This is a genomic window from Streptococcus intermedius SK54 = ATCC 27335 (assembly GCF_000413475.1).
GTDB classification, from domain to species: Bacteria; Bacillota; Bacilli; order Lactobacillales; family Streptococcaceae; genus Streptococcus; species Streptococcus intermedius.
Map to the genome: position 1 here is coordinate 401198 of NZ_ATFK01000001.1, position 21971 is coordinate 423168.

General features: G+C 37.8%; 21 protein-coding genes and 1 pseudogene. 18 read left to right on the forward strand and 4 right to left on the reverse strand.

Features of this window, described 5'->3' with window-relative positions:
* Positions 1-14: 14 nt before the first annotated feature.
* From HMPREF1654_RS10350 to mnmE, 3 genes and pseudogenes are all read right to left on the reverse strand, one after another.
* Positions 15-173, reverse strand: a complete 159-nt coding sequence (locus HMPREF1654_RS10350; protein WP_080568629.1) for a helix-turn-helix domain-containing protein — start codon at positions 171-173, stop codon at positions 15-17.
* Positions 174-209: 36 nt separating this feature from the next.
* Positions 210-347 (reverse strand): annotated as a pseudogene (locus HMPREF1654_RS01880) (transposase); the annotation flags it as partial.
* 237 nt (positions 348-584) lie between these two features.
* Positions 585-1958, reverse strand: a complete 1374-nt coding sequence (gene mnmE, locus HMPREF1654_RS01885; protein ID WP_004234012.1) for a tRNA uridine-5-carboxymethylaminomethyl(34) synthesis GTPase MnmE — start codon at positions 1956-1958, stop codon at positions 585-587.
* A 358-nt stretch (positions 1959-2316) separates the two neighbouring features.
* On the opposite strand from mnmE, the gene rpiA reads away from it, so the two are divergent.
* The 4 genes from rpiA to HMPREF1654_RS01905 all read left to right on the forward strand — a co-directional run bounded on the left by rpiA (position 2317) and on the right by HMPREF1654_RS01905 (position 5685).
* Positions 2317-3000, forward strand: coding sequence for a ribose-5-phosphate isomerase RpiA (gene rpiA / locus HMPREF1654_RS01890; protein WP_004233820.1), 684 nt, complete (start codon positions 2317-2319; stop codon positions 2998-3000).
* A 219-nt stretch (positions 3001-3219) separates the two neighbouring features.
* Positions 3220-4029, forward strand: a complete 810-nt coding sequence (locus tag HMPREF1654_RS01895) for a purine-nucleoside phosphorylase (RefSeq protein WP_003073095.1) — start codon at positions 3220-3222, stop codon at positions 4027-4029.
* Between the two features lie 190 nt (positions 4030-4219).
* Entirely contained in the window at positions 4220-4930 is a 711-nt protein-coding gene (gene deoD / locus HMPREF1654_RS01900) for a purine-nucleoside phosphorylase (RefSeq protein WP_004233789.1), read from the forward strand.
* Complete coding sequence (locus HMPREF1654_RS01905) at positions 4930-5685, forward strand: hypothetical protein (protein WP_004233979.1); 756 nt, start codon at positions 4930-4932, stop codon at positions 5683-5685. The genes deoD and HMPREF1654_RS01905 overlap by 1 nt, the downstream gene beginning before the upstream one ends.
* Before the next feature lie 61 nt (positions 5686-5746).
* Here HMPREF1654_RS01905 and HMPREF1654_RS01910 read toward each other — a convergent pair whose 3' ends face one another.
* Positions 5747-7921, reverse strand: coding sequence for an LTA synthase family protein (locus HMPREF1654_RS01910; RefSeq protein WP_014829630.1), 2175 nt, complete (start codon positions 7919-7921; stop codon positions 5747-5749).
* A 237-nt stretch (positions 7922-8158) separates the two neighbouring features.
* Here HMPREF1654_RS01910 and HMPREF1654_RS01915 point away from each other — a divergent pair, with 237 nt between their 5' ends.
* The 14 genes from HMPREF1654_RS01915 (at position 8159) to rlmD (ending at position 21612) form a co-directional block, all read left to right on the forward strand.
* Positions 8159-9322 (forward strand): class I SAM-dependent rRNA methyltransferase, encoded by a 1164-nt coding sequence (locus tag HMPREF1654_RS01915; protein WP_004234006.1) that lies wholly within the window; start codon positions 8159-8161, stop codon positions 9320-9322.
* Entirely contained in the window at positions 9319-9996 is a 678-nt protein-coding gene (gene aroD, locus HMPREF1654_RS01920) for a type I 3-dehydroquinate dehydratase (protein WP_003073084.1), read from the forward strand. Before HMPREF1654_RS01915 ends, aroD begins: the two co-directional genes overlap by 4 nt.
* Positions 9986-10840, forward strand: coding sequence for a shikimate dehydrogenase (locus HMPREF1654_RS01925; protein WP_004233993.1), 855 nt, complete (start codon positions 9986-9988; stop codon positions 10838-10840). Before aroD ends, HMPREF1654_RS01925 begins: the two co-directional genes overlap by 11 nt.
* Positions 10841-10850: 10 nt before the next feature.
* A complete protein-coding gene (aroB, locus tag HMPREF1654_RS01930) occupies positions 10851-11918 on the forward strand; it encodes a 3-dehydroquinate synthase (RefSeq protein WP_004233776.1) in 1068 nt (355 codons plus the stop codon).
* A 33-nt stretch (positions 11919-11951) separates the two neighbouring features.
* A complete protein-coding gene (gene aroC / locus HMPREF1654_RS01935; protein ID WP_004233939.1) occupies positions 11952-13118 on the forward strand; it encodes a chorismate synthase in 1167 nt (388 codons plus the stop codon).
* The gene (locus HMPREF1654_RS01940; RefSeq protein ID WP_003073075.1) at positions 13118-13954 is read left to right on the forward strand and encodes a sulfite exporter TauE/SafE family protein; all 837 of its coding nucleotides are present in this window, start codon (positions 13118-13120) and stop codon (positions 13952-13954) included. Before aroC ends, HMPREF1654_RS01940 begins: the two co-directional genes overlap by 1 nt.
* Complete coding sequence (locus HMPREF1654_RS01945; protein WP_003073073.1) at positions 13951-14331, forward strand: DUF1634 domain-containing protein; 381 nt, start codon at positions 13951-13953, stop codon at positions 14329-14331. Before HMPREF1654_RS01940 ends, HMPREF1654_RS01945 begins: the two co-directional genes overlap by 4 nt.
* Before the next feature lie 10 nt (positions 14332-14341).
* Positions 14342-15448, forward strand: a complete 1107-nt coding sequence (locus tag HMPREF1654_RS01950; RefSeq protein WP_004233753.1) for a prephenate dehydrogenase — start codon at positions 14342-14344, stop codon at positions 15446-15448.
* Positions 15449-15459: 11 nt separating this feature from the next.
* Positions 15460-15798, forward strand: a complete 339-nt coding sequence (locus HMPREF1654_RS01955) for a YlbF/YmcA family competence regulator (RefSeq protein WP_003073067.1) — start codon at positions 15460-15462, stop codon at positions 15796-15798.
* Positions 15799-16250: 452 nt separating this feature from the next.
* Positions 16251-17534 carry a 3-phosphoshikimate 1-carboxyvinyltransferase gene (aroA, locus tag HMPREF1654_RS01960; RefSeq protein ID WP_004233971.1) on the forward strand — a complete coding sequence of 428 codons (1284 nt, stop codon included), beginning with the start codon at positions 16251-16253 and terminating at the stop codon, positions 17532-17534.
* The gene (locus tag HMPREF1654_RS01965) at positions 17527-18003 is read left to right on the forward strand and encodes a shikimate kinase (protein ID WP_004233905.1); all 477 of its coding nucleotides are present in this window, start codon (positions 17527-17529) and stop codon (positions 18001-18003) included. The genes aroA and HMPREF1654_RS01965 overlap by 8 nt, the downstream gene beginning before the upstream one ends.
* Positions 18000-18833 (forward strand): prephenate dehydratase, encoded by an 834-nt coding sequence (gene pheA / locus HMPREF1654_RS01970; RefSeq protein WP_003073061.1) that lies wholly within the window; start codon positions 18000-18002, stop codon positions 18831-18833. The genes HMPREF1654_RS01965 and pheA overlap by 4 nt, the downstream gene beginning before the upstream one ends.
* A 12-nt stretch (positions 18834-18845) precedes the next feature.
* Positions 18846-20183 carry an LCP family protein gene (locus HMPREF1654_RS01975; protein ID WP_004233893.1) on the forward strand — a complete coding sequence of 446 codons (1338 nt, stop codon included), beginning with the start codon at positions 18846-18848 and terminating at the stop codon, positions 20181-20183.
* Between the two features lie 73 nt (positions 20184-20256).
* On the forward strand, positions 20257-21612 hold the full coding sequence (gene rlmD, locus HMPREF1654_RS01980; RefSeq protein ID WP_014829634.1) for a 23S rRNA (uracil(1939)-C(5))-methyltransferase RlmD: 1356 nt from the start codon (positions 20257-20259) through the stop codon (positions 21610-21612).
* The last annotated feature ends 359 nt before the right edge of the window (positions 21613-21971 follow it).

A 21971-nucleotide genomic window follows, 5' to 3' on the forward strand; every position in this document is an offset into this window, starting at 1 on the left:
ACATAAACTGCCACTTATCGGGATTTTATTTTCTCTGAGGAGTTCTTAAATTCATTGGGTAACATCCCAAATTCTTTTCTAAATGTACGGTAAAAACCAGAATAGTCGCCAAAGCCACATTCTGCATAAGCTGTTGTTATGTCTTTGCCGGAGGCAATCGAAGCCTTACACAAATAGGCTCTTTGTCAACTGTAGTGGGTGACGAAAAGTTACAACCTGGAGAGGACCAAATTGGTTCTCTCCTTTTTGATATTTAAAGCGATGAGAATTCTAGTTTTAAAGTTTTCAAAGTTTCGGAAGCCAAAAGCGTTGCGCTTGATAAGGTTGTTAGTAGCTTCTAGCTTAGCGATGATTTCTTTATGTGTACCAGCATCTAGATAATCCAAAATAGTAATATTAGGGTCTTTCATTCCGAGTAAGGTTGTGATAAAATTTCATTGTTCCATAAGAGCCTTTCTAATGATGGTTTTGTCGCTTTTCATTATAGGTCTTATGGGACTTTTTTATGAACACAATAAAAAACTCTATGACTTCTACAGAAAAAATCATAGAGTTTGATTGTTTTCAACTGAATTTATCTTTTGTTATTTTCCCAAGCAAAATTGGCTGAAAAGCTGAGTAATGAGTTCATCAGGAGCTGCATCCCCTGTGATTTCGCCGAGGATTCTCCACGTCTGAGTTAGATCGACTTGAACTAAGTCTACCGGCATTCCCAAATCTAGTCCCTCATTAACAGCATGAAGACTTTCGATGGCCTTTTCGATTAGAGAGATATGACGAGAGTTCGAGAGATAAGTAGCGTCTTGTTCTGCAATGCCAGCATTTTCAAAGAAAAGTTGATTGATTCGTTCTTCAATTTTATCAATATTTTGATTTTGAAGAGCCGAAATCTTGATAAAATCATCTGGGAGTTGAGTAGTTTCAATCTTTTCGTCCAAATCTGTCTTATTAAGTAGCAAGATACGATTGGTGTTTTGGCTGATTTCTAAAAGTTTATGGTCTTGTTCTGTTAAGGGCTCGTTTGCATTTAGCACAAGAAGTACAAGATCAGCATCTTTGAGAGCTTTTTTGGATCGCTCTACTCCGATTTGTTCGACAATATCATCTGTATCACGGATACCAGCAGTATCAATCAATTTTAATGGCACGCCATTAATGTTGACATATTCTTCAATGACGTCACGAGTGGTACCAGCTATATCTGTCACAATAGCCTTATCCTCACATAAAAGATTGTTGAGTAGGCTAGATTTGCCAACATTAGGGCGGCCGATAATAGCGGTAGAAATTCCTTCACGTAGAATCTTACCTCGGCGTGCTGTTTTTAAAAGTTGAGTTAAAAGTTCTTCAAAGTCAGCCGTTTTTTCACACAGAAGTTTGGTCGTCATTTCCTCAACATCATCATATTCTGGATAGTCAATATTGACTTCAACTTGAGCCAGCGTGTTAAGTATTTCTTGACGTATATTATTGATGAGATCGGATAGAGACCCATCTAATTGCTTGACAGCAATATTCATAGCTTTATCCGTTTTTGCTCTGATAATGTCCATGATCGCTTCAGCTTGTGTCAAATCTACACGTCCATTGAGAAAGGCTCGTTTGGTAAATTCACCAGGTTCTGCGATTCTGGCACCTTCTCGAATCACTAATTGAAGGATTTCATTCGTAACAGCGATTCCACCGTGCGTATTGATTTCAATCACGTCTTCGCGTGTAAATGTTTTGGGAGAACGCATTGCTCCAATCATGACTTCATCTAAAATTTCGTCTTTTGCTGGATCAACAATATGGCCATAATTTAGTGTATGGCTGGCAACTGTACTTAAATCTTTTCCTTTAAAGATTTTTTGAGCAATGGCAAAGCTCTCTGTTCCACTCAGTCGAACAATACCGATAGCTCCTTCACCAAGAGGAGTAGAGATAGCAGCAATCGTATCAAATTCTTTGGTTAACATCCTTTATTCCTTGTATAGTGTATTCAAATGCAATCTATATTCATTGTAACGCAAAACTATGTTCGTCGCAAGATTTTTACATATTATTTTTATCTAAAAATATTTTCAATAGTCTTTTTAAAATGATAAACCAAATTTAAAAACAGTCTATTTTATCATTCGGTTTTTGTCTTTGGCTGAAAAAATATTATATAAAAAACAAAGATTTTCAGCATTTTATAATCAATGAAAACTGAATATTCGGATTTTTTGTTAATTTGTAAAACATAATGATTTAAAAAGAAAGTGGTTTCATTTTTTGAGTGATAAAGTTCTCAAATCATGGTATACTAGAAACAGATTGATTAAAGGAGTAAAAATGGAAAACCTCAAAAAGATAGCAGGAATCAAAGCTGCAGAATATGTGAAAGATGGGATGATAGTTGGTTTGGGTACTGGTTCGACTGCTTATTATTTTGTAGAAGAAATTGGTCGGCACATCAGAGAAGAAGGATTGAACATAACGGCAGTTACAACTTCAAGCGTAACGAGTGAGCAAGCTCGACGTTTAGGCATTCCTCTAAAATCAATTGATGAAGTAGCAGAAATTGATGTAACGGTAGACGGGGCTGATGAGGTGGATGATGCCTTTAACGGTATCAAAGGTGGTGGTGGCGCCCTGCTTATGGAAAAGGTTGTTGCAACTCCAACAAAGACCTACATTTGGGTAGTGGATGAAAGTAAAATGGTTCGTCAATTAGGTGCGTTCAAATTACCGGTAGAAGTGGTGCAATATGGTGCAGAACAGCTTTTTCGTCGCTTTGAACATGCCGGCTATAAACCGTCATTTCGTGAAAAAGATGGCAAGCGATATATCACTGATATGCAGAATTTTATCATCGATCTTGACTTAGGTGTGATTGAAAATCCAGTTGAATTTGGGCGAGAATTAGATCATGTAGTTGGTGTTGTAGAACATGGGCTCTTTAATCAAATGGTGGATATGGTTATTGTTGCTGGAAAAAATGGCGTGCAAATTTTAAAATCAACTAAAGAAAAATAAAAGGAGAGTGGAATTTTATGTTGACTAAAATTATATTCATGTCCTTATCATGGATTCAGTCCGAATTGGTATTGCACTAAATGTTGTTTTTTTAGATCGAAAAATGTTAGAGCGTGTAAAAGAAGTTGTTCTAACGAAAATTACAAAGTAGTTTAATATTTCATCTCCCTTTCGGGTAAAATCTTGAAAGGGAAGAGTATAAGAATAAGGAGTAAAGATATGAAGTTAATGAACAAAATTAAGGAAACAGCACAATTTTTAAAAGGTAAGGGAATTGCCGCGCCGGAATTTGGCTTGATTCTTGGTTCTGGCTTAGGAGAATTAGCTAGTGAGATTGAGAATGGTATTAGTATTGACTATGCAGATATTCCCAATTGGGGTCGCTCAACAGTAGTGGGGCATGCCGGTAAATTGGTCTATGGTGAGTTAGCAGGTCGGAAAGTATTAGCTTTGCAAGGACGATTCCATTTTTATGAAGGAAATCCGATGGAAGTGGTGACATTCCCTGTTCGTGTGATGAGAGCACTAGGCTGTGAAGGTGTTATTGTCACAAATGCTGCTGGAGGAGTTGAATATGGTCCCGGTACTTTAATGGCTATTTCAGATCATATCAATTTAACTGGACAAAATCCTTTGATTGGAGCAAATTTGGATGAATTTGGTCCACGCTTCCCAGATATGTCTGACGCTTATACAAAAGCTTACCGTGAAAAAGCACATGCTGTAGCAGAAAAATTAGGCATTGACTTGAAAGAGGGAGTTTATCTGGGTGTGACAGGACCAACTTATGAAACACCGGCAGAAATTCGTGCGTTCCAAACATTAGGTGCTAGTGCCGTCGGTATGTCAACGGTTCCAGAAGTGATTGTAGCAGCTCATTCAGGTTTGAAAGTATTGGGAATTTCAGCCATTACAAACTTTGCAGCTGGTTTCCAAAGTGAGCTAAACCACGAAGAAGTGGTAGAAGTTACAGAACGTATCAAGGAAAACTTTAAAGGACTTGTAAAAGCAATCCTTGCAGAATTGTAAGAAAAAATACAGAAAGAGCGTAGAGTTTTCTTGCTGAAGTCAACTCTGTCTCTTTTTGAATTTAATTAAAATCGAAAGGAATAAAGCCCGCACAAAAGTTTTTCTGAAAAGAAAAGGTTTCTAGAAAATGATATATTTCTGTTGCTTGTACTTTTCAGTTTGGTTTTTTGACGGGTTTGGTAACTTATTTATGTCTATCCACATTGCAGCAAAAGAAGGCGAAATTGCCGATAAAATTTTACTACCTGGAGACCCTCTTCGTGCCAAATTTATTGCTGAAATTTTTTTAGAAGACGCTGTATGCTTCAATGAAATTCGCAATATGTTTGGTTATACAGGGACTTATAAGGGACAACGTGTCAGCGTTATGGGAACTGGAATGGGAATTCCGTCCATTTCTATATATGCGCATGAATTGATTGTGAACTATGGTGTGAAACGTTTAATTCGTGTAGGAACTGCTGGTTCATTGAATAAAGATGTTCATGTACGTGAATTGGTGTTGGCGCAAGCAGCAGCGACAAATTCAAATATCATTCGTAATGATTGGCCTCAATATGATTTTCCGCAAATTGCAAGTTTTCATCTGTTGGATAAGGCTTATCATATTGCTAAGGGATTTGGTATGACAACGCATGTTGGAAATGTCCTATCGTCAGATGTTTTCTATTCAAACTATGGTGAAAAAAATATCGAACTTGGTAAAATGGGGGTTCTGGCTGTGGAAATGGAAGCGGCAGCTCTTTATTATTTAGCTGCTCAATATAATGTTGAAGCACTCGGTATTATGACTATTTCAGATAGCTTGGTGAATCCAGATGAAGATACAACAGCAGAAGAACGACAAACGACTTTCACAGATATGATGAAAGTCGGCTTAGAAACACTTATTTCAGAGTGATGGTTGGAAACTTAGATCTAAAAGAAGAGATAGTGTATGCTATTTCTCGCTATGATTATGCTCATGCTTATAAATTGGCTAAAAGGCTAGATAATGTAGAAGCAAAGCTCGTTGAAGTTTTGTATATCATGGCAGAAAGGAGAGAGTTAAATATCCACCCTGCTATGGAATGTCAGTTAGAAATTAGAAATGATTTTCAACTTTTTTGTCATGAGTCTGAGGAAGATGAGCAATTAGCAAATTATCTCTATGATTTAGAAGCAAAACTGAAGAATGAACAAGTGATTGATTTTATTCGTGCTGTTAGTCCAGCTATTTATCGGATTTTTATGCGTTTGGTTAAGCTGGAAATTCCTGATATTGAATCCTATATTCACAATTCTCGAGAAGCGAGTTATGATCGTTGGAACTTTGATAAGATGAAAAATATAGGGCATCCAATTTTGAGCACTTTTCATGCCGAAAGCACGGTTCATTCTTCCAGTCTAGCCAGTTTGATTTTGCTACTGGATTTGTCAGAGCAAGTCAAGATAATGGTCAAAGAGTTGCGAAAGTTGGAGAAATCTGTTAGAAATCCTTTGGCACATTTGATTAAACATTTTGATGAAGAAGAGTTGTACTCCACTACTGGGTTTTCTTCTCAATTTTTTATGGAAATATTAATTTTGCTGGCACAAGCAACTGGTATCACTTATGATAAAGAGCAGTTTTATTTTGATCGTGTTAATCAAGTCATCAAAACATTGCTTGATTAAATGTTTCATTCCATTATAAAATCCCATACAAACCATTAAATTTCTTGTATGGGATTTTTAATTATTTAGATGAGGAGCTGGATTCTTCTGTTGATGAAGAACCACTACTTGTTGATTCAAACTGTTCTGGATGAAGAGCACGATAACTTGGTGAATTGAACAAATCAACGGTTGAATTACCATTTCGTTTGCTATAAAGACTTGTAGATTCAGCACCCTTTTTCTTCTCAATAGCTAATAATGATTTGAGTGAATTGGTGTAAGAATAGTCTTTAGGGTTCACTTTTCCTAAATTATTTCCTTTGTAGAATCGAAGTAAGTCTCCTGTTTGAATCAGGTCGCTCATTTTTAACTGCTCATTGGCTGTATTGCGAATTTTTTCAAGTTCTGCTTTGGTTGTTTCATCAGGATTGGTAATTTCTTGTCCTGTTTCAGTATAGTAAGTGCGTCCGCTATAACTTGTATACTTAGGAGTTACAAAATAGTTTGATGAACGAAAGGCAACGGTTTGCTGATGTTTTGGTGATAACAAATCTTGTCCGACTTGTAAAAACTGTTTGGAGTCAATACCAAGCAAATGTTCTAGAGTAGGCAAGAGATCAATCTGTCCACCGTAAGTATTGACAATTTTCCCTTTTGTCATTCCTGGAATAACAACCATATAAGGAACTCTTTGGAGCATAGCGTTATCATAACTAGACCAAGTTTCAGAGTTTTTGCCAAGCAGAGGTGCAAGTGATGGATTGCGAGAATTTGAAATACCATAATGGTCGCCATACAGTACGATAATTGAATTTTCATAAAGTCCAGACGCCTTTAAATAATCAAAGAATGATTTAACAGCAGAATCAAGATAATTAGCAGTAGCGAAATAACCATTAATAGTTTCATCTTTCGTCGTAGCCAGTGGGAAACCAGTTTCATCACCAGTCAAACTAGTAGTGTAAGGATAGTGATTAGAAACGGTGATATATTTTGCATAGAAAGGTTGCTGTAAACGTTCAAGATATTTAATAGAATCTTTGAACATAATCTTATCATTTAGACCATATTGGAAAGAGTTTGACTTATTTTGTTTGGAGAAATAAGATGCATCAAAGAAATTGTTATATCCCCATTGCTTGTAGGTGGTGTTTCGATTCCAGAAACTACCAGCATTCCCGTGGAAAACAGCACTAGAATTGTATCCATTTTTTGAGAGGATGTATGGGGCAGCTTGCTGTGTATTTGTGCCGCCATAGTTTACCATGTAAGAACCTTGATTGAGTCCAAATAATCCAGTTTCTAACATAGTTTCAGCATCAGATGTCTTCCCAGCTTTGACCTGATTAAAGATATTGGAGAAAGCTAAGGTTGAGTTTGAATGATAGAGTGAGTTGAGGAAAGGAGTTACTTCGTATTCTTTACCTCCAGACTTCAATTTATAATCAATTAGGAATTGTTGGAAACTTTCTAAGTGAAGGTAGATGACATTTCTACCTTTAGCAATCCCATAATACTCTTTATTTGGTTCAGCATAGTGTGATTTAACATATTTTTCAACTGGTTTCAAATCTTCAGCACTTGCTTTGGAGCGTTCTTTATTGGCACTATATGTTTGATTGGCACTATACCCAAGAAAGGCAGGTAGCCCTAAGGCGCGGACAACATAATAATTGGAGAATCCACGTGTCAATAATTCTGGACGGTCAATTTCTGCCAGAAAGAGGTTGGCTGAAAAAAGCATACTAGACAGAGCAGTAATAGCGAAGCTAGCTCGTTTATTGAACGACCGATCATCCAAACGAATCCATTTCTTATAGAAAAGAAAACCTAAGATTGGAAAATCAATGATGTAAATCAAATCTCCAGGTCTAAATAACTCAAGAGCAGCTTCTCCTAGACCAGCAGAAACGCTACTTGAAGCCAACATGGTATTAACAGTGACAAAATCACTAAACTCGCGATAATAGATTGAATTTGAAATGAGCCAAACAAATAATAAAATGTAAAGCGTAACTGCGAGAATGTAAAAAACCTTGGTTCTCTTAATATAAAGTGCTAGCCCAATCAGTAATAATCCTAATGGAAGAGGATTGATTATAGAGAGAAAGACTTGATAAGCGCCTTGAATATCCAGATTAAAATCAACAGAATAGGCCCACATGGTTTTAAGCCAATAAAGAGTCAGTAAGGTCAAGATAAAACCTAGTCTTGTACTCATAAAATTGAGTATATTCCTAGTCATATTTTTCACAAATTGTACTTCCTTGTCTTATTTCCTAAAATTTTCACTATTAAGTATAACATATTTTCGATTTAAGTAGGTAATTTAAAATGTAGCATTCTCTTTTATCAGATAAAAAACAGAGTGAAATTTTTGTAGACTGAAAATAAGTAGAATCTTTACGCATTCTAATTTTATTTGAAATCATTTTGTAATAAGTAATACATTTTTTTGAGAAAATTCATAATATTTGATATAATAGGGCTTATGAAAAAGCTTACTATTCCTTCTTGCGCTGAAGAAAAAATTAAAAAAGGACAATTTGTTATAGAAAAACAAGATTTCCCATCTCTTCCTTTTCATCATCAAGCCGTAGAACTAATTAATACGAAAGGGCAATTTGTAGGCATCGCATATTTATCAGAACAAAATAAGGGAATTGGATGGTTTATCTCACATAAAAAAATAACTTTTGATATTCCGTTTTTCTGTCAGTTGTTCCAGCATGCGAAAAAAAAGCGGCAAGTTTATCAACAATCTGAAGAAACGACAGCTTACCGTCTTTTTAATCAAGAAGGAGATGGATTTGGTGGTTTTACAATAGATTTGTATCAAGACTATGCTGTCTTTTCTTGGTATAATCTCTTTGTTTACGAAATGAAAGAGACCATTGTTCAAGCGTTTCAACACGTTTTCTCAGAAGTTGCAGGAGCATATGAGAAAATTCGTTTCAAAGGGTTGAATGTTGAATCCGCTCATGTGTATGGGCAAGAAGCACCAACATTTTTCCCAATTTTGGAAAATGGTGTTCGGTATCAAGTCTTTCTAAATGATGGCTTGATGACAGGCATTTTTCTCGATCAGCATGAAGTGCGAGGAAGTTTGGTAGATGGTCTCGCAGCTGGGAAATCTCTGTTAAATATGTTTTCCTATACAGCAGCTTTTTCGGTTGCAGCAGCTATGGGAGGAGCAAGTCAGACGACCTCTGTTGATTTAGCAAAACGGAGTCGTGAGCTATCTGAAGCACATTTTAAAGAGAATGGTTTGGATCTGAGTTATCATACATTTTTTGTGATGGATGTGTTTGACTACTTTAAATATGCAAAGCGACATGGTCTGACCTATGATGTGATTGTGTTAGATCCACCGAGCTTTGCAAGAAATAAAAAACAAACTTTTTCAGTGGCTAAGGACTATCATAAGTTGATTGCTCAGTCTTTAGAAATTTTAAATCCTCACGGAATGATTATTGCTAGTACGAATGCTGCGAATATTTCACGTAGTAAGTTTAAAAAAGAAATTGAAAAAGGTTTTGCAGGAAGCAAGCACCGTTATCTGAAAGAATACGGTTTGCCGGCAGATTTTACTTATAATAAGAAAGATGAAAGAAGTAATTACCTCAAGGTATTTACCATTAAGGTGGACAAATGAAATTAGTCGTATCAGTGATGCCTAAAAATTTAGAAGAAGCGCAAAATATTGATAGCTTGCGCTATAATGACGCAGATATTATTGAATGGCGCGCTGATTTTTTAGCAAAAGATGATATTCTGACTGTTGCGCCTGCTATTTTTGAAAAATTTGCTGGTCGTGAATTGATTTTCACTCTGAGAACAATTGGGGAGGGTGGAAAGATTGAATTGACGGATGATGAATATATTTCTATCATTAAGGAAGTTTCAACAATATATCAACCCGATTATATTGACTTTGAATATTTTTCTCATAAAGATAGATTTGAGGAAATGTTGGATTTTCCAAATCTTGTTTTGAGTTATCACAATTTTGAAGAAACACCTGAAAATATGATGGAAATTTTATCCGAGTTGACCAGTTTGACTCCAAAAGTAGTAAAAGTTTCTGTTATGGCACATAGTGAGCAAGATGTACTGGATTTGATGAACTATACGCGTGGTTTTAAAACACTCAATCCGGATCAAAATTTTGTGACCATTTCCATGGGACAAATTGGAAAAATTTCACGAATTACATCGGATTTGACAGGTTCAAGTTGGTCTTTTGCTAGTTTGGATGAGTCTAGCGCTCCAGGGCAAATCTCTCTTGCTAATATGAAACAAATTCAGGAGATTTTGAATGAAAATTGACGGCTATACTCGTTTAGCGGCAGTTGTTGCCAATCCAATCAAACATAGTATTTCTCCTTTTATTCATAATGCAGCGTTTGAGCAAGCGGGAGTTAATGGAGTTTATCTAGCTTGGGAGATTTCAAAAGATGACTTGAAAGCAACTGTTGAAAATATTCGTCGCTACGATATGTTTGGAATCAATTTGTCTATGCCTTATAAACAGGCTGTGATTCCTTTTTTAGATGAGCTCACGCCGGCTGCACAGATGATAGGGGCAGTGAATACTGTTGTAAATCAAAACGGGAAATTAATTGGTTATAATACAGATGGTAAGGGATTTTTTATGAGCTTGCCATCTTTTGTCATCAAAGGCAAAAAAATGCTTATACTTGGGGCTGGTGGAGCTGCAACAGCTATTATTGTGCAGGCTGTTTTAGAAGGTGCTGATGAGATTTTTGTGTTTACGAGACAAACCTCTTTTGAGCGTGTTTCACAGCAAATGAAGCAAATTCAGCAGGCAGCTAGCACGAAAATTTCAGTGTTACCATTAGAACAGAGAGAATTATTGCAAGAAAAGCTTAATGTTTCTGCTTTGTTGGTCAATGGGACCAGTCTAGGGATGGATGAAAAGACATCACCAGTCCCCGACACTATTCGTTTATCAAAAACCCTCCTAGTGGCGGATGTGATTTATCAGCCATTTGAAACACCATTTTTACAATGGGCAAAAAAACAAAATGTGCAAGTCGTTAATGGCTTAGGTATGCTACTGTATCAAGCAGCAGAAGCATTTAAATTGTGGACAGGAAAAGATATGCCAACTAAGGAAATTTGGCAGGCATTGGAACAGGAGTACAATTAAGGAGTTGCCTATGAAGTTAAATGTGAACCTCCCCAATCATCCTTACGATATTGTCATTGAAAAGGGGATTTTAGCAAAGGCTGGAGAATGGCTGGCAAGTTTGTGGTCAGATCAAAAACTTGTTGTCATCACCGATAATCATGTGGCAAGTTTATATGTCGAAACAGTCAAACGTAGTTTAGAGCTTGCAGGTTTTGAAGTATTTGTGTTTAATTTTCTGGAAGGTGAAGCCAGTAAAAATTTAACAACAGTTACTAACGTTTATGAATTTTTAGCAAAAGTTGGATTGACCCGTAGCGATGGTATTGTAGCCTTAGGAGGTGGCGTGGTTGGTGATTTAGCTGGTTTTGTGGCTTCAACTTATATGCGGGGTGTTCATTTTGTACAGATACCGACTAGTTTGACTGCTCAAGTAGATTCTTCAATCGGTGGGAAAACGGGTGTCAATACACCGTGGGCAAAGAATATGGTGGGAACTTTTACTCAGCCAGATGGAGTTCTGATTGATCCAGATGTTTTAAAAACTTTGGGACAACGGGAGCTGATTGAAGGTATGGGAGAAGTTATCAAGTATGGTTTGATTGAAGATGTAGAGTTGTGGAAGGAACTGTCTGATATGGACGGTAGTCCAGAGTCTATTTTAGAGCACGCAGAAAGTATCATCTATCATTCTTGCAATGTCAAACGAAAATTAGTAGTAGAAGATGAACTTGATAATGGAGTGCGTCTTTATCTAAATTTTGGTCATACTATTGGTCATGCAGTAGAAGCGACTGCAGGTTATGGAAAAGTCATGCATGGAGAAGCTGTTTCTATTGGAATGGTCCAGGTCGCACGTGTGGCAGAAAAAGAAAAGCTAATGCCTAAGGGAATAACCACAGAGATTGAGAAGATGTGTTGTAAGTTTGGTCTCCCGACTGATTACCAACCTTGGTGTCAGGAAGAACTCTATCAAGCTTTACTTCATGATAAGAAAGCTAGAGGAAAGATGATTAAATTGGTTCTTGTTCCAAAATTGGGCACGGCAACCATTTATCAGATTCCTTTAGAAGAAATGAAGGCTTATTTAGAAAAATAAGAGCTTAGTGTATATAAAATATGAGGTAACTAAATGAGATATTTAACTGCTGGGGAGTCACATGGACCGCGTTTAACAGCTATCATTGAGGGAGTACCAGCTGGACTTCCTCTTACGACAGATTACATCAATTTAGAACTCAAACGCCGTCAGGGTGGATACGGTCGTGGAGCTCGCATGAAGATAGAGAGCGATAAAGTGGAAATTACTTCTGGTGTTCGTCACGGGCGAACCATGGGCGGTCCGATTACACTCAATGTGATAAATCTGGATCATCAAAAATGGTTGGACATTATGAATGTGGCAGATGTGGATGACCCAAAAAAAGAACTGCGTAAGATAACCAGGCCTCGCCCGGGTCATGCAGATCTGGTTGGAGGTATGAAGTACCGTTTTGATGACTTGCGCAATTCTTTGGAGCGATCTTCTGCACGTGAAACGACCATGCGGGTTGCAGTAGGAGCTGTTGCCAAGCGACTCTTAGAAGAAATTGGAGTTGAAGTAGCCAGTCATATCGTAAGTTTTGGTGGTATTGATGTTGAAATTCCGGAAAATTTGACTGTTGCTGAAATCAAGAAACGAGCTTGTCAATCAGAAGTTTTGATTGTCAATCCAGAACGGGAAGAGGAAATCAAGAGCTATATTGATCAGATAAAGAAAGATGGCGATACCATTGGTGGAATTGTTGAAACCATTGTCGGTGGTGTGCCAGTTGGACTAGGGTCTTATGTTCAGTGGGATAGGAAATTAGATGCTAAAATTGCTCAAGGGGTAGTTTCTATTAATGCATTTAAAGGTGTGGAATTTGGGGTTGGTTTTGAAGCAGGGCGGCTTAAGGGAAGTCAGGTTATGGATGAAATACTCTGGTCTAAAGAGGATGGCTTTACTCGTCGTACCAATAATCTTGGTGGTTTTGAGGGTGGTATGACTAATGGAGAGCCTATCATAGTACGCGGAGTGATGAAGCCGATACCGACTCTCTATAAACCACTTATGAGTGTTGATATTGAAACACACGAACCTTACAAGGCAACAGTAGAACGGAGTGATCCGACTGCTTTGCCAGCTGCTGGTGTAGTAATGGAAGCTGTTGTTGCAACAGTACTTGCAACGGAGATCTTGGAGAAATTTTCTTCGGATAACCTAGACGAATTAAAAGAAGCAGTTCAACAATACCGTGATTATGTGAAAGGTTTTTAATGCTTATTTATATTTGTACCATGTTACTCGTAGGACTATTTGCGGGGATTTTGGGGGCTTTATTAGGACTTGGGGGCGGAATTGTTATCACGCCTGTACTCACTCTCTTATTTGGAGTGGACATTAAGTATGCAGTGGGAGCCTCTATTATTGCAGTTTTAGCAACTAGTTCAGGCTCTGCTATTGCTTATCTTAAAGATGATATGCTCAATCTACGGATTGCTATGTTTTTAGAAATTTTTACAACTTTAGGCGCCTTTGTGGGTGCGGTGTTATCAGTGATAACAGATTCACAGTTTCTTTTTTTACTTTATGGAGCTCTTATGCTCTTTCAAGCATTTAATATGTACCAGAAAATTCGTTCTAAAAAAGAAGAGCATTTACCTAGTCAAAATGATGTTATTGCTGAAAAGCTGAATCTAAGTGGAGAATATTTTGATAAAGGCTTAAATCGGACGATTAAATACCAAGTAGCTAATGTTCCAGGTGGTTCCATTGTTATGTTTTTTGCAGGCGTTATGTCGGCTCTCTTAGGCATTGGTGCAGGCGCCTTTAAAGTATTGGCTATGGATACGGTGATGAAAATGCCTTTAAAAGCTAGTTCAGCAACCGCTAATTTTATGATGGGAGTTACAGGAACTGCTTCAGCCATCTTTTATCTTTTTGTAGGACAAATCAATCCGGTATTAGTGACACCAATCGCCTTAGGTGTTCTAGTCGGCTCTTTTATCGGAAGCCGCATCATGCCATATGTGCCTGTAAAAGTTTTGCGATGGATTTTTCTTGTTGCTTTGTTAGCTCTTGGTATGCAAATGTTTATACGAGGTGTGAAATGACAGATAAGATGCGAGAAGAAAAAGAACAGCTGGATTTGGTAATGGGGAAAATTCTTCGCGTAGGAATTTTATTATCCCTTATTTTTATGTTTCTTGGTCTGATTTTTTACTTTTTTAGTGGGCAGCAGGTGATTTCTTTAGGAAATTTAGAACAGTTTAATCCAGTTGACTACGTGAAGAGCCATTCCATTTTTGATGCAGTAACGTTTATGTTACTAGGATCTTTTATGCTTATTTTGACACCGATTTTTCGAGTGATTTCGACATTTATCATTTTTTTCAAAACAAAAGATAAAATGTACATGATGTTCACAGCAATTGTTATGATTATTATTTTGGTGTCGATTATTCTAGGGTTTATCATTGAACCAAAGTAAAGGAGTGAGCATGGAAAAGAAAGTTATTTACATTGCAGGTCTTGGCTTGATTGGATCATCAATCGCACTTGGAATTCGACGTGATCATCCAAACTATATCATATTAGGCTATAATCGTGGAGAAGAGTCAAGAAAGATCGCCCTTGAAAAAGGCTTAGTGGATAAAGTGACCAACCAGTTTGCTGAATTTGCTCCTCTGGCAGATGTGATTATTCTTGCTATCCCTATCAAGCAAACCATTGAGTTTATCCGACAATTAGCCACTCTAGATTTAAAAAAGGCTGTCATTGTCTCAGATGCTGGTTCTACTAAAGCTGAAATTGTAACTGCTGCTGAAGAAGCTCTAAGGGAGAAAGATATTCGATTTGTAGGTGCGCATCCTATGGCAGGTAGTCATAAAACGGGTGCTCGTGCAGCAGATGTGAATCTGTTTGAAAATGCCTATTATATTTTTACTCCGTCTCATTTGACGAAAGATGGCACGATAGAGGAAATGAAAGATCTCTTATCGGGTTTGCATGCTCGGTTTATCGAGATTGATGCCAAAGAGCATGATGATGTAACTAGCCAAATTAGTCATTTTCCGCATATTCTAGCTTCGAGCCTCATGGATCAAGCAGCTGCATATACTCAACAGCACGAAATGACACAACATTTCGCTGCTGGAGGCTTTCGTGATATGACACGGATTGCAGAGAGTGAGCCAAGCATGTGGACTTCGATTTTGTTGACCAATCCAGATGCTATTTTAGAGAGAATAGAGGATTTTAAGAAGCGATTAGATATCATTTCAAGTGCTATTCAGAATAAAAATGAAGATCTAATTTGGAATTTTTTTCAACATGGGCGGCAAGTCCGAAAAGCTATGGAAATTCATAAACGAGCTGGTGTGGATAGCTTTTATGACATTTTCATCAATGTTCCTGATGAAGAAGATGCTATTTTAGGTATCCTAGAACTTCTAAGAGGAACGTCCATTGTTAACATTCACATCAACGAAGAAAATCGTGAAGACATTAACGGAATTCTCCAAATCACCTTTAAAAATCGTGAAGATTTGGAAAAATCTGCTAAAATAATAAGAGAAAAGACACATTATCCAGTCTTTTTAGATTAAGGAGGAAGACTATGTCAAATATTTATGATTTAGCAAATGAACTTAGCCGTACTCTGCGTGACCTTCCTGAGTACAAAGCTGTTGTCGAAAGTAAAAAAGCAGTAGATGCTGATAGTGAAGCGAAAGCTCTTTTAAAGGATTATCTAGCTTTTCAACAAGAATTGCAAGCGATGGCACAATCAGGTCAAATGCCCACGCAAGAAGTACAAGATAAGATGAAATCCTTTGGGGAAAAAATTCAAGTAAATCCTGCTCTGACTGAATTTTTCAACAAACAACAGCAATTATCTATTTACTTGGCGGACATTGAACGTATCATTTTTGATCCAGTTCAAGAATTGCTAAAATAAACAATATACACAGGTTGGCTGATTCAAAATTTGAATCAGCTTTTTTGGTCAGGGCAAATAAACCTTGTAAAACAAGTCTCTTCCAGAAATATGTGAATTTTCTGCATCTTTTTGGAAAATGCTTGTTTTTTAATGATTTCTGAGTATAATGAATTATATCTACTGGACAAATTTTCAATATATTATCAACCATGAGACACCTATTTGAGGTATCCAGCCATTGTAGGATGTGAGGGAATTCTGGAACAAGTTCAATTTAGCTTAACAGAAGAAGAGAATGAAACTTAGCTCGTTCTGCACCATTCATCGAGCAAAAATTTTTAGAAACTTTATCGTCTTAAGAGGTTGAGGGCAAGTAGAATCTGAAGAAATGAAGTCATCCCCCACTCACTTTTGTTTCCCTCCTTTTTTTATGGTACAATATGTAAAAAGGATCAGGTATGAGGTTTTCTATGCAATTACGAACAAAGGCAAATGGGTTAGCAGGGTGCATTCATGTGCCAGGGGATAAGTCTATTAGTCATCGCTCAATTATATTTGGTAGTTTAGCTAAAGGAGTCACAACGATTCATGATATTTTGCGAGGGGAAGATGTTCTATCCACCATGCAAGTTTTTCGTGATTTAGGTGTTCAAATTGAAGATGACGGCAATGTAGTAACGATTCATGGAGTGGGTTTTGCTGGTCTTCAAGCGCCGACAAACAAACTGAATATGGGAAATTCTGGAACCTCTATTCGCTTGATTTCAGGTGTATTAGCTGGGCAGGATTTTGCGGCGGAAATGTTTGGTGATGATAGTTTATCTAAACGTCCTATGGATCGTGTAACAATTCCTCTCCGTCAAATGGGAGTCCAAATCGCTGGGCAAACCACTCGTGACCTGCCGCCGCTTACGATTCATGGAAATAAGACCTTACAACCAATTCATTATACATTACCTGTAGCTTCTGCTCAGGTTAAGTCTGCTTTGATATTTGCTGCTTTGCAAGCTCAAGGTGAATCCGTCATTTTCGAAAAAGAGATGACCCGCAACCATACAGAAGATATGATTGAGCAGTTCGGTGGTCAGATTTTTATCAATGATAAGGAAATTCGTATTCAGGGTGGACAAGAGTTTATAGGCCAGAATGTTGTAATACCAGGAGATATTTCTAGTGCAGCTTTCTGGTTGGTGGCAGGACTTATTGTTCCAAATTCTAAGATTATTTTGAAAAATGTTGGAATCAATGAAACGCGGACTGGCATTTTGGATGTCATTCAAGCAATGGGTGGGAAGTTAAGTGTGGCGGATGTAGACAATATTGCTAAGTCTGCAACTATGACGGTGGAAACATCTGAATTAGTTGGCACAGAAATTAGTGGAGAAATTATCCCACGCTTGATTGATGAATTGCCCATCATTGCACTTTTAGCTACTCAAGCTAAAGGGCAAACGGTCATTCGTGATGCAGAGGAACTAAAAGTAAAAGAAACAGACCGTATTCAAGTTGTGGCAGATACACTAAATAGCATGGGAGCCGATATTACTCCGACAGAGGATGGCATGATCATCAAAGGGGAAAGCCCTCTTCATGGTGCTAAAGTGAATACATTTGGCGATCATCGAATTGGTATGATGGCAGCTATTGCAGCTCTTTTGGTAAACGATGATCAAGTAGAACTGGAACGAGCCGAAGCTATCAATACGAGTTATCCGAATTTCTTTCATGATTTGGAGGATTTACTTCATGCCTAAAATTTTGATTGGTTTCATGGGGGCTGGAAAATCAACAATTGCTAGCTTGTTAGATGAGAATTTTATTGATATGGATGAGTTTTTGTCAGAAAAACTAGAGATGCCGATTAAAGAATATTTTGAGCGGTATGGTGAAGAAGCTTTTCGACAAAGAGAAAGTGAATTATTAAAAGAATTGCTGCAGTCAGAACAAGTCATCTCAACCGGTGGCGGAATCGTAAGCAGTATTCAAAATCGCAAGTTATTAAAACAAAATCCTGAAAACATTTATTTGAAAACGGATTTTGAGACACTTTACCAGCGCCTTGAAGAAGATCAGAATCACCAGCGTCCGCTTTATTTGAATAATAGCAAAGCTGATTTAAAAAGCCTTTTTAATCAACGTCAGGCTTGGTATGAAGAAGTAGCTACAAAAGTTATTGATGTGACTACTTTGACACCAAAACAAATTGTGGAGGTGTTGCAATGAAAATTGGATTTTTAGGTCCGAAAGGGTCTTTTTCTCACCATGTGGCACAAGAAGCCTTTCCAGCAGATACTTTAGTTGCTTTTGAAAATATCACAGATGTTGTAAAGGCTTATGAAATAGGTGAAGTAGATTATTCTGTGGTGCCGGTTGAAAATTCAATTGAAGGCAGTGTCCATGAAACATTGGATTATCTTTTTCATCAGGCTGCCATTTATGCTGTGGCGGAAGTTGTACAACCGATACAACAACAGCTATTGGCTACAGCAACTGAGAAGCCAGTAGAAAAAATCTTTTCTCATCCGCAGGCAATTGCGCAAGGCAAAAAATATATCCGTCAGCATTATCCACAAGCTAAAATCGAAATAACAGCTAGCACAGCTTATGCAGCCCGTTTTGTGGCTCAACATCCTGAAGAAAATTATGCAGCCATTGCTCCTAAAACTGCAGCCAGTGAATATAGTCTGCAGATTATTGCAGAAGATATTCAAGAAATGGATGAGAATTTCACTCGTTTTTGGTTGCTTGGACAGTCAATCTCGGATTTGCCATTGTATCCGAAGGAAAAGAAAATGACGCTTGCTTTAACTTTGCCAGATAATCTACCTGGTGCTTTATACAAAGCTCTTGCAACTTTTGCATGGCGGGGAATTGATTTGACAAAGATTGAAAGCCGTCCATTGAAGACAGCTTTGGGAGAATATTTTTTCATTGTGGATATCAATAATGAAAAAGCGAATTTGGTGTCATTTGCGATAAAAGAGTTAGAAACAATTGGTATTACTTATAAAATTTTAGGAAATTATACTGTTTATACCATTTCAGAAAAGTAGATTGGAGAAATTATGGGTAAAAAATCTGATAATCTCAGCCACCATGAGCAGTTGAGACTGGACTATCTTTACAAAAATATCCATTATTTAAATGAACGCGAGAAAAAAGAATATCAATATCTTCTTAGCAAGCAAGAAGGAAACCAAACAATAGAGCCAGCTCGAGCAGTGAGAAGTAACTTTTCTGACCAACAGGTTCCTGAGAATTTTGGTTATACTGAACAAGGCCTGCCTCGATACCCAGAAAGAAATCGTCGTGATAAACGAGCTAAGTCAGAGCGAATACCAACTAATGCAGTTAAAAATGTTGTAGAAGATGTACCTAAGCCTAAAAAGGAAAAGCAACATAGAAAATTACGTGTGAAGCGGATTTTAGGTTGGTTGGCTGCCTGTTTGATTCTAATTGTCGGGGGGATGCTTTTTATGTTTATAAAGGGGCTAAATACCTCTAAAAGTAATCCAAACGCAAAGGCCGCTCAAACGGAAGTCTTTCACGGCAAGGACACAAAAGATGGTGTGAATATTCTTATTTTGGGAACAGATGGGCGAATTGGGCAATCTTCTTCTGAAACACGTACAGACTCTATCATGGTCTTAAATGTAGGTGGAAAAAATAAAAAAATGAAACTCGTCAGTTTCATGAGGGATACGCTTGTTCACATTGATGGAGTTAGCAAAGGAGCAGGTTACGATCAAAAGTTAAACGTTGCTTATGCTATTGGGGAGCAAAATCATAATCAAGGTGCTGAATTAGTACGCCAGGTGTTGAAAGATAACTTTGACATTGATATTAAATATTATGCTTTGGTTGATTTTTCGACCTTTGCAACAGCGATTGATACACTTTTTCCAAATGGTGTTGAAATGAATGCGAATTTCTCAACTATCAATGGTGAAAAAGTGAGTGAAGTTCAGGTGCCGGATGACCTCAATATAAAAAATGGTGTGGTTCCAGAGCAGACGATTAAAGTTGGTAAACAAAGAATGGACGGGCGTACTCTTTTGAATTATGCGCGTTTCCGTAAGGATGATGAGGGAGATTTTGGACGTACACGTCGTCAGCAAGAGGTGATGAGTGCGATTATCCAGCAAATAAAAGACCCAACGAAACTGTTTACAGGATCTGAAGCACTTGGAAAAGTCTTTGCGTTAACTTCGACAAATATTCCTTATAGCTTTTTACTAACACATGGCTTATCTTCTCTTACCAATGCTCGTAATGGTGTTGAAAAGATGACTATTCCTAAAAATGGCGATTGGATAGACGCTTATGATATGTATGGTGGTCAAGGATTGCTTGTTGATTTTGAAGCTTATAAGACTAAATTAGCAAAACTTGGACTCAGATAATGATATAATAGAAAGTGATAATTCTGTCGCTTTCTTTTTTTGGGAAATGGCAGAGCAGATAGAAAGAGAAAATATGTTAAAAAAGAATGATGTGATAGAAGTTGAAATTGTAGATTTGAGTCATGATGGTGCAGGAATAGCTAAGGTAGAAGGGTTGGTTTTCTTTGTAGAAAATGCCTTACCAAGTGAAAAAATCCTTATGCGGGTTCTCAAGATCAATAAAAAAATCGGCTTTGGCAAAGTAGAGGAGTTTCTTCGCACTTCAGACCAGCGTAATGAGAATCTTGATATGGCTTATCTGCGTACAGGAATTGCGGACTTGGGACATCTGAGCTATCCATCTCAGCTGGCCTTCAAACGCAAGCAAGTCAAAGACAGTCTCTATAAGATTGCTGGTTTGTCCAATGTTGAGGTGTCGCCGACACTTGGTATGGAGCGGCCACTGGGCTACCGCAATAAGGCTCAGATACCTGTTCGTCGTGTCAATGGACAACTGGAAACAGGATTTTTCCGAAAAAATTCCCATGACCTCCTGCCGATTGAAGATTTCTATATTCAGGATCCAGTTATTGACCAAGTTATCCTCTTTACACGCGACTTGCTCCGTCGTTTTGATCTCAAACCTTACGATGAGAGGGAAAAGACTGGTCTCATTCGCAATCTAGTTGTTCGCCGTGGCCATTATTCTGGTGAAATCATGGTGATTTTGGTAACAACCAGGCCCAAGATCCTCCGAGTGGAGCAACTGATTGAGCGTTTGGTAGAGGCCTTTCCAGCTATCGAGTCCATCATGCAGAATATCAACGATCAGAATACCAATACTATTTTTGGAAAAGACTGGCGAACGCTTCACGGTCGAGACTATATTACAGACCGCATGCTGAATAATGACTTCCAGATTGCTGCGCCAGCCTTTTACCAAGTTAATACCGAGATGGCAGAAAAACTTTATCAGACAGCCATTGACTTTTCCGAGCTGGCAGCAGATGATGTGGTGCTTGACGCTTACTCAGGCATCGGGACTATCGGTCTGTCAGTCGCTAAGCAGGTCAAGCAAGTCTACGGTGTAGAAGTGATTCCAGAAGCTGTCGAAAATAGCCAAAAGAATGCAGAAATCAACGGCATTACTAATACCCATTATGTTTGTGATTCAGCAGAAAATGCTATGGCTAACTGGAGTAAGCAAGACATCAAGCCAGACGTTATTCTGGTTGACCCACCACGAAAAGGCTTGACAGAAAGCTTCATCGAATCCAGTGTTAGTATGGAACCAAAGAAAATTATCTACATATCCTGCAACCCAGCAACCATGGCGCGTGATATCAAGCTCTATCAAGAGCTGGGTTATGAACTAAAGAAAGTACAGCCGGTGGATCTATTTCCTCAAACGCACCATGTCGAGTGTGTAGCTCTGCTCGTGAAAGTTTAGAAACCTTTTAGCGAAAGGCTTTATGAAGTCACTGGAAACAGTGGCTTTTTAGCTTTGGTGGGGATGTATCAAAGTAATCATTCAAGGTGAAGCGGTAGGAATGATACTGGAGGAACTGAGTCAGAAGTAATTATTTCTTCCCATATACTTATCATTATAAAATTTCATCTGCTTTACTTCATATTAAGCCTGCTGGAGACCTTATTGAGAATTATATGAATTTAAGCGTAGTAGATATTGTAGTTCCGTTTGCTTTTTCAATATTTTTGACAATACTATTTCTATATTTGTTAAAAAGTTTGGTGAGTTATGATAAAAAGTGAATTTCTTAAACTAAAGAACAGTACAGAATTTTATTT

Excerpts from the sequence above, each read along its gene's own strand:
- HMPREF1654_RS01950 (WP_004233753.1), top strand. The coding sequence starts at position 14,342 with ATGGAAAAGAAAGTTATTTACATTGCAGGTCTTGGCTTGATTGGATCA.
- HMPREF1654_RS01915 (WP_004234006.1), top strand. The coding sequence starts at position 8,159 with ATGAAAAAGCTTACTATTCCTTCTTGCGCTGAAGAAAAAATTAAAAAA.
- HMPREF1654_RS01940 (WP_003073075.1), top strand. The coding sequence starts at position 13,118 with ATGCTTATTTATATTTGTACCATGTTACTCGTAGGACTATTTGCGGGG.
- HMPREF1654_RS01925 (WP_004233993.1), top strand. The coding sequence starts at position 9,986 with ATGAAAATTGACGGCTATACTCGTTTAGCGGCAGTTGTTGCCAATCCA.
- aroC (WP_004233939.1), top strand. The coding sequence starts at position 11,952 with ATGAGATATTTAACTGCTGGGGAGTCACATGGACCGCGTTTAACAGCT.
- HMPREF1654_RS01945 (WP_003073073.1), top strand. The coding sequence starts at position 13,951 with ATGACAGATAAGATGCGAGAAGAAAAAGAACAGCTGGATTTGGTAATG.
- HMPREF1654_RS01895 (WP_003073095.1), top strand. The coding sequence starts at position 3,220 with ATGAAGTTAATGAACAAAATTAAGGAAACAGCACAATTTTTAAAAGGT.
- HMPREF1654_RS01975 (WP_004233893.1), top strand. The coding sequence starts at position 18,846 with ATGGGTAAAAAATCTGATAATCTCAGCCACCATGAGCAGTTGAGACTG.
- mnmE (WP_004234012.1), bottom strand. The coding sequence starts at position 1,958 with ATGTTAACCAAAGAATTTGATACGATTGCTGCTATCTCTACTCCTCTT.
- HMPREF1654_RS01965 (WP_004233905.1), top strand. The coding sequence starts at position 17,527 with ATGCCTAAAATTTTGATTGGTTTCATGGGGGCTGGAAAATCAACAATT.
- rpiA (WP_004233820.1), top strand. The coding sequence starts at position 2,317 with ATGGAAAACCTCAAAAAGATAGCAGGAATCAAAGCTGCAGAATATGTG.
- aroD (WP_003073084.1), top strand. The coding sequence starts at position 9,319 with ATGAAATTAGTCGTATCAGTGATGCCTAAAAATTTAGAAGAAGCGCAA.
- rlmD (WP_014829634.1), top strand. The coding sequence starts at position 20,257 with ATGTTAAAAAAGAATGATGTGATAGAAGTTGAAATTGTAGATTTGAGT.
- aroB (WP_004233776.1), top strand. The coding sequence starts at position 10,851 with ATGAAGTTAAATGTGAACCTCCCCAATCATCCTTACGATATTGTCATT.
- aroA (WP_004233971.1), top strand. The coding sequence starts at position 16,251 with ATGCAATTACGAACAAAGGCAAATGGGTTAGCAGGGTGCATTCATGTG.
- HMPREF1654_RS01955 (WP_003073067.1), top strand. The coding sequence starts at position 15,460 with ATGTCAAATATTTATGATTTAGCAAATGAACTTAGCCGTACTCTGCGT.
- pheA (WP_003073061.1), top strand. The coding sequence starts at position 18,000 with ATGAAAATTGGATTTTTAGGTCCGAAAGGGTCTTTTTCTCACCATGTG.
- HMPREF1654_RS01905 (WP_004233979.1), top strand. The coding sequence starts at position 4,930 with ATGGTTGGAAACTTAGATCTAAAAGAAGAGATAGTGTATGCTATTTCT.
- deoD (WP_004233789.1), top strand. The coding sequence starts at position 4,220 with ATGTCTATCCACATTGCAGCAAAAGAAGGCGAAATTGCCGATAAAATT.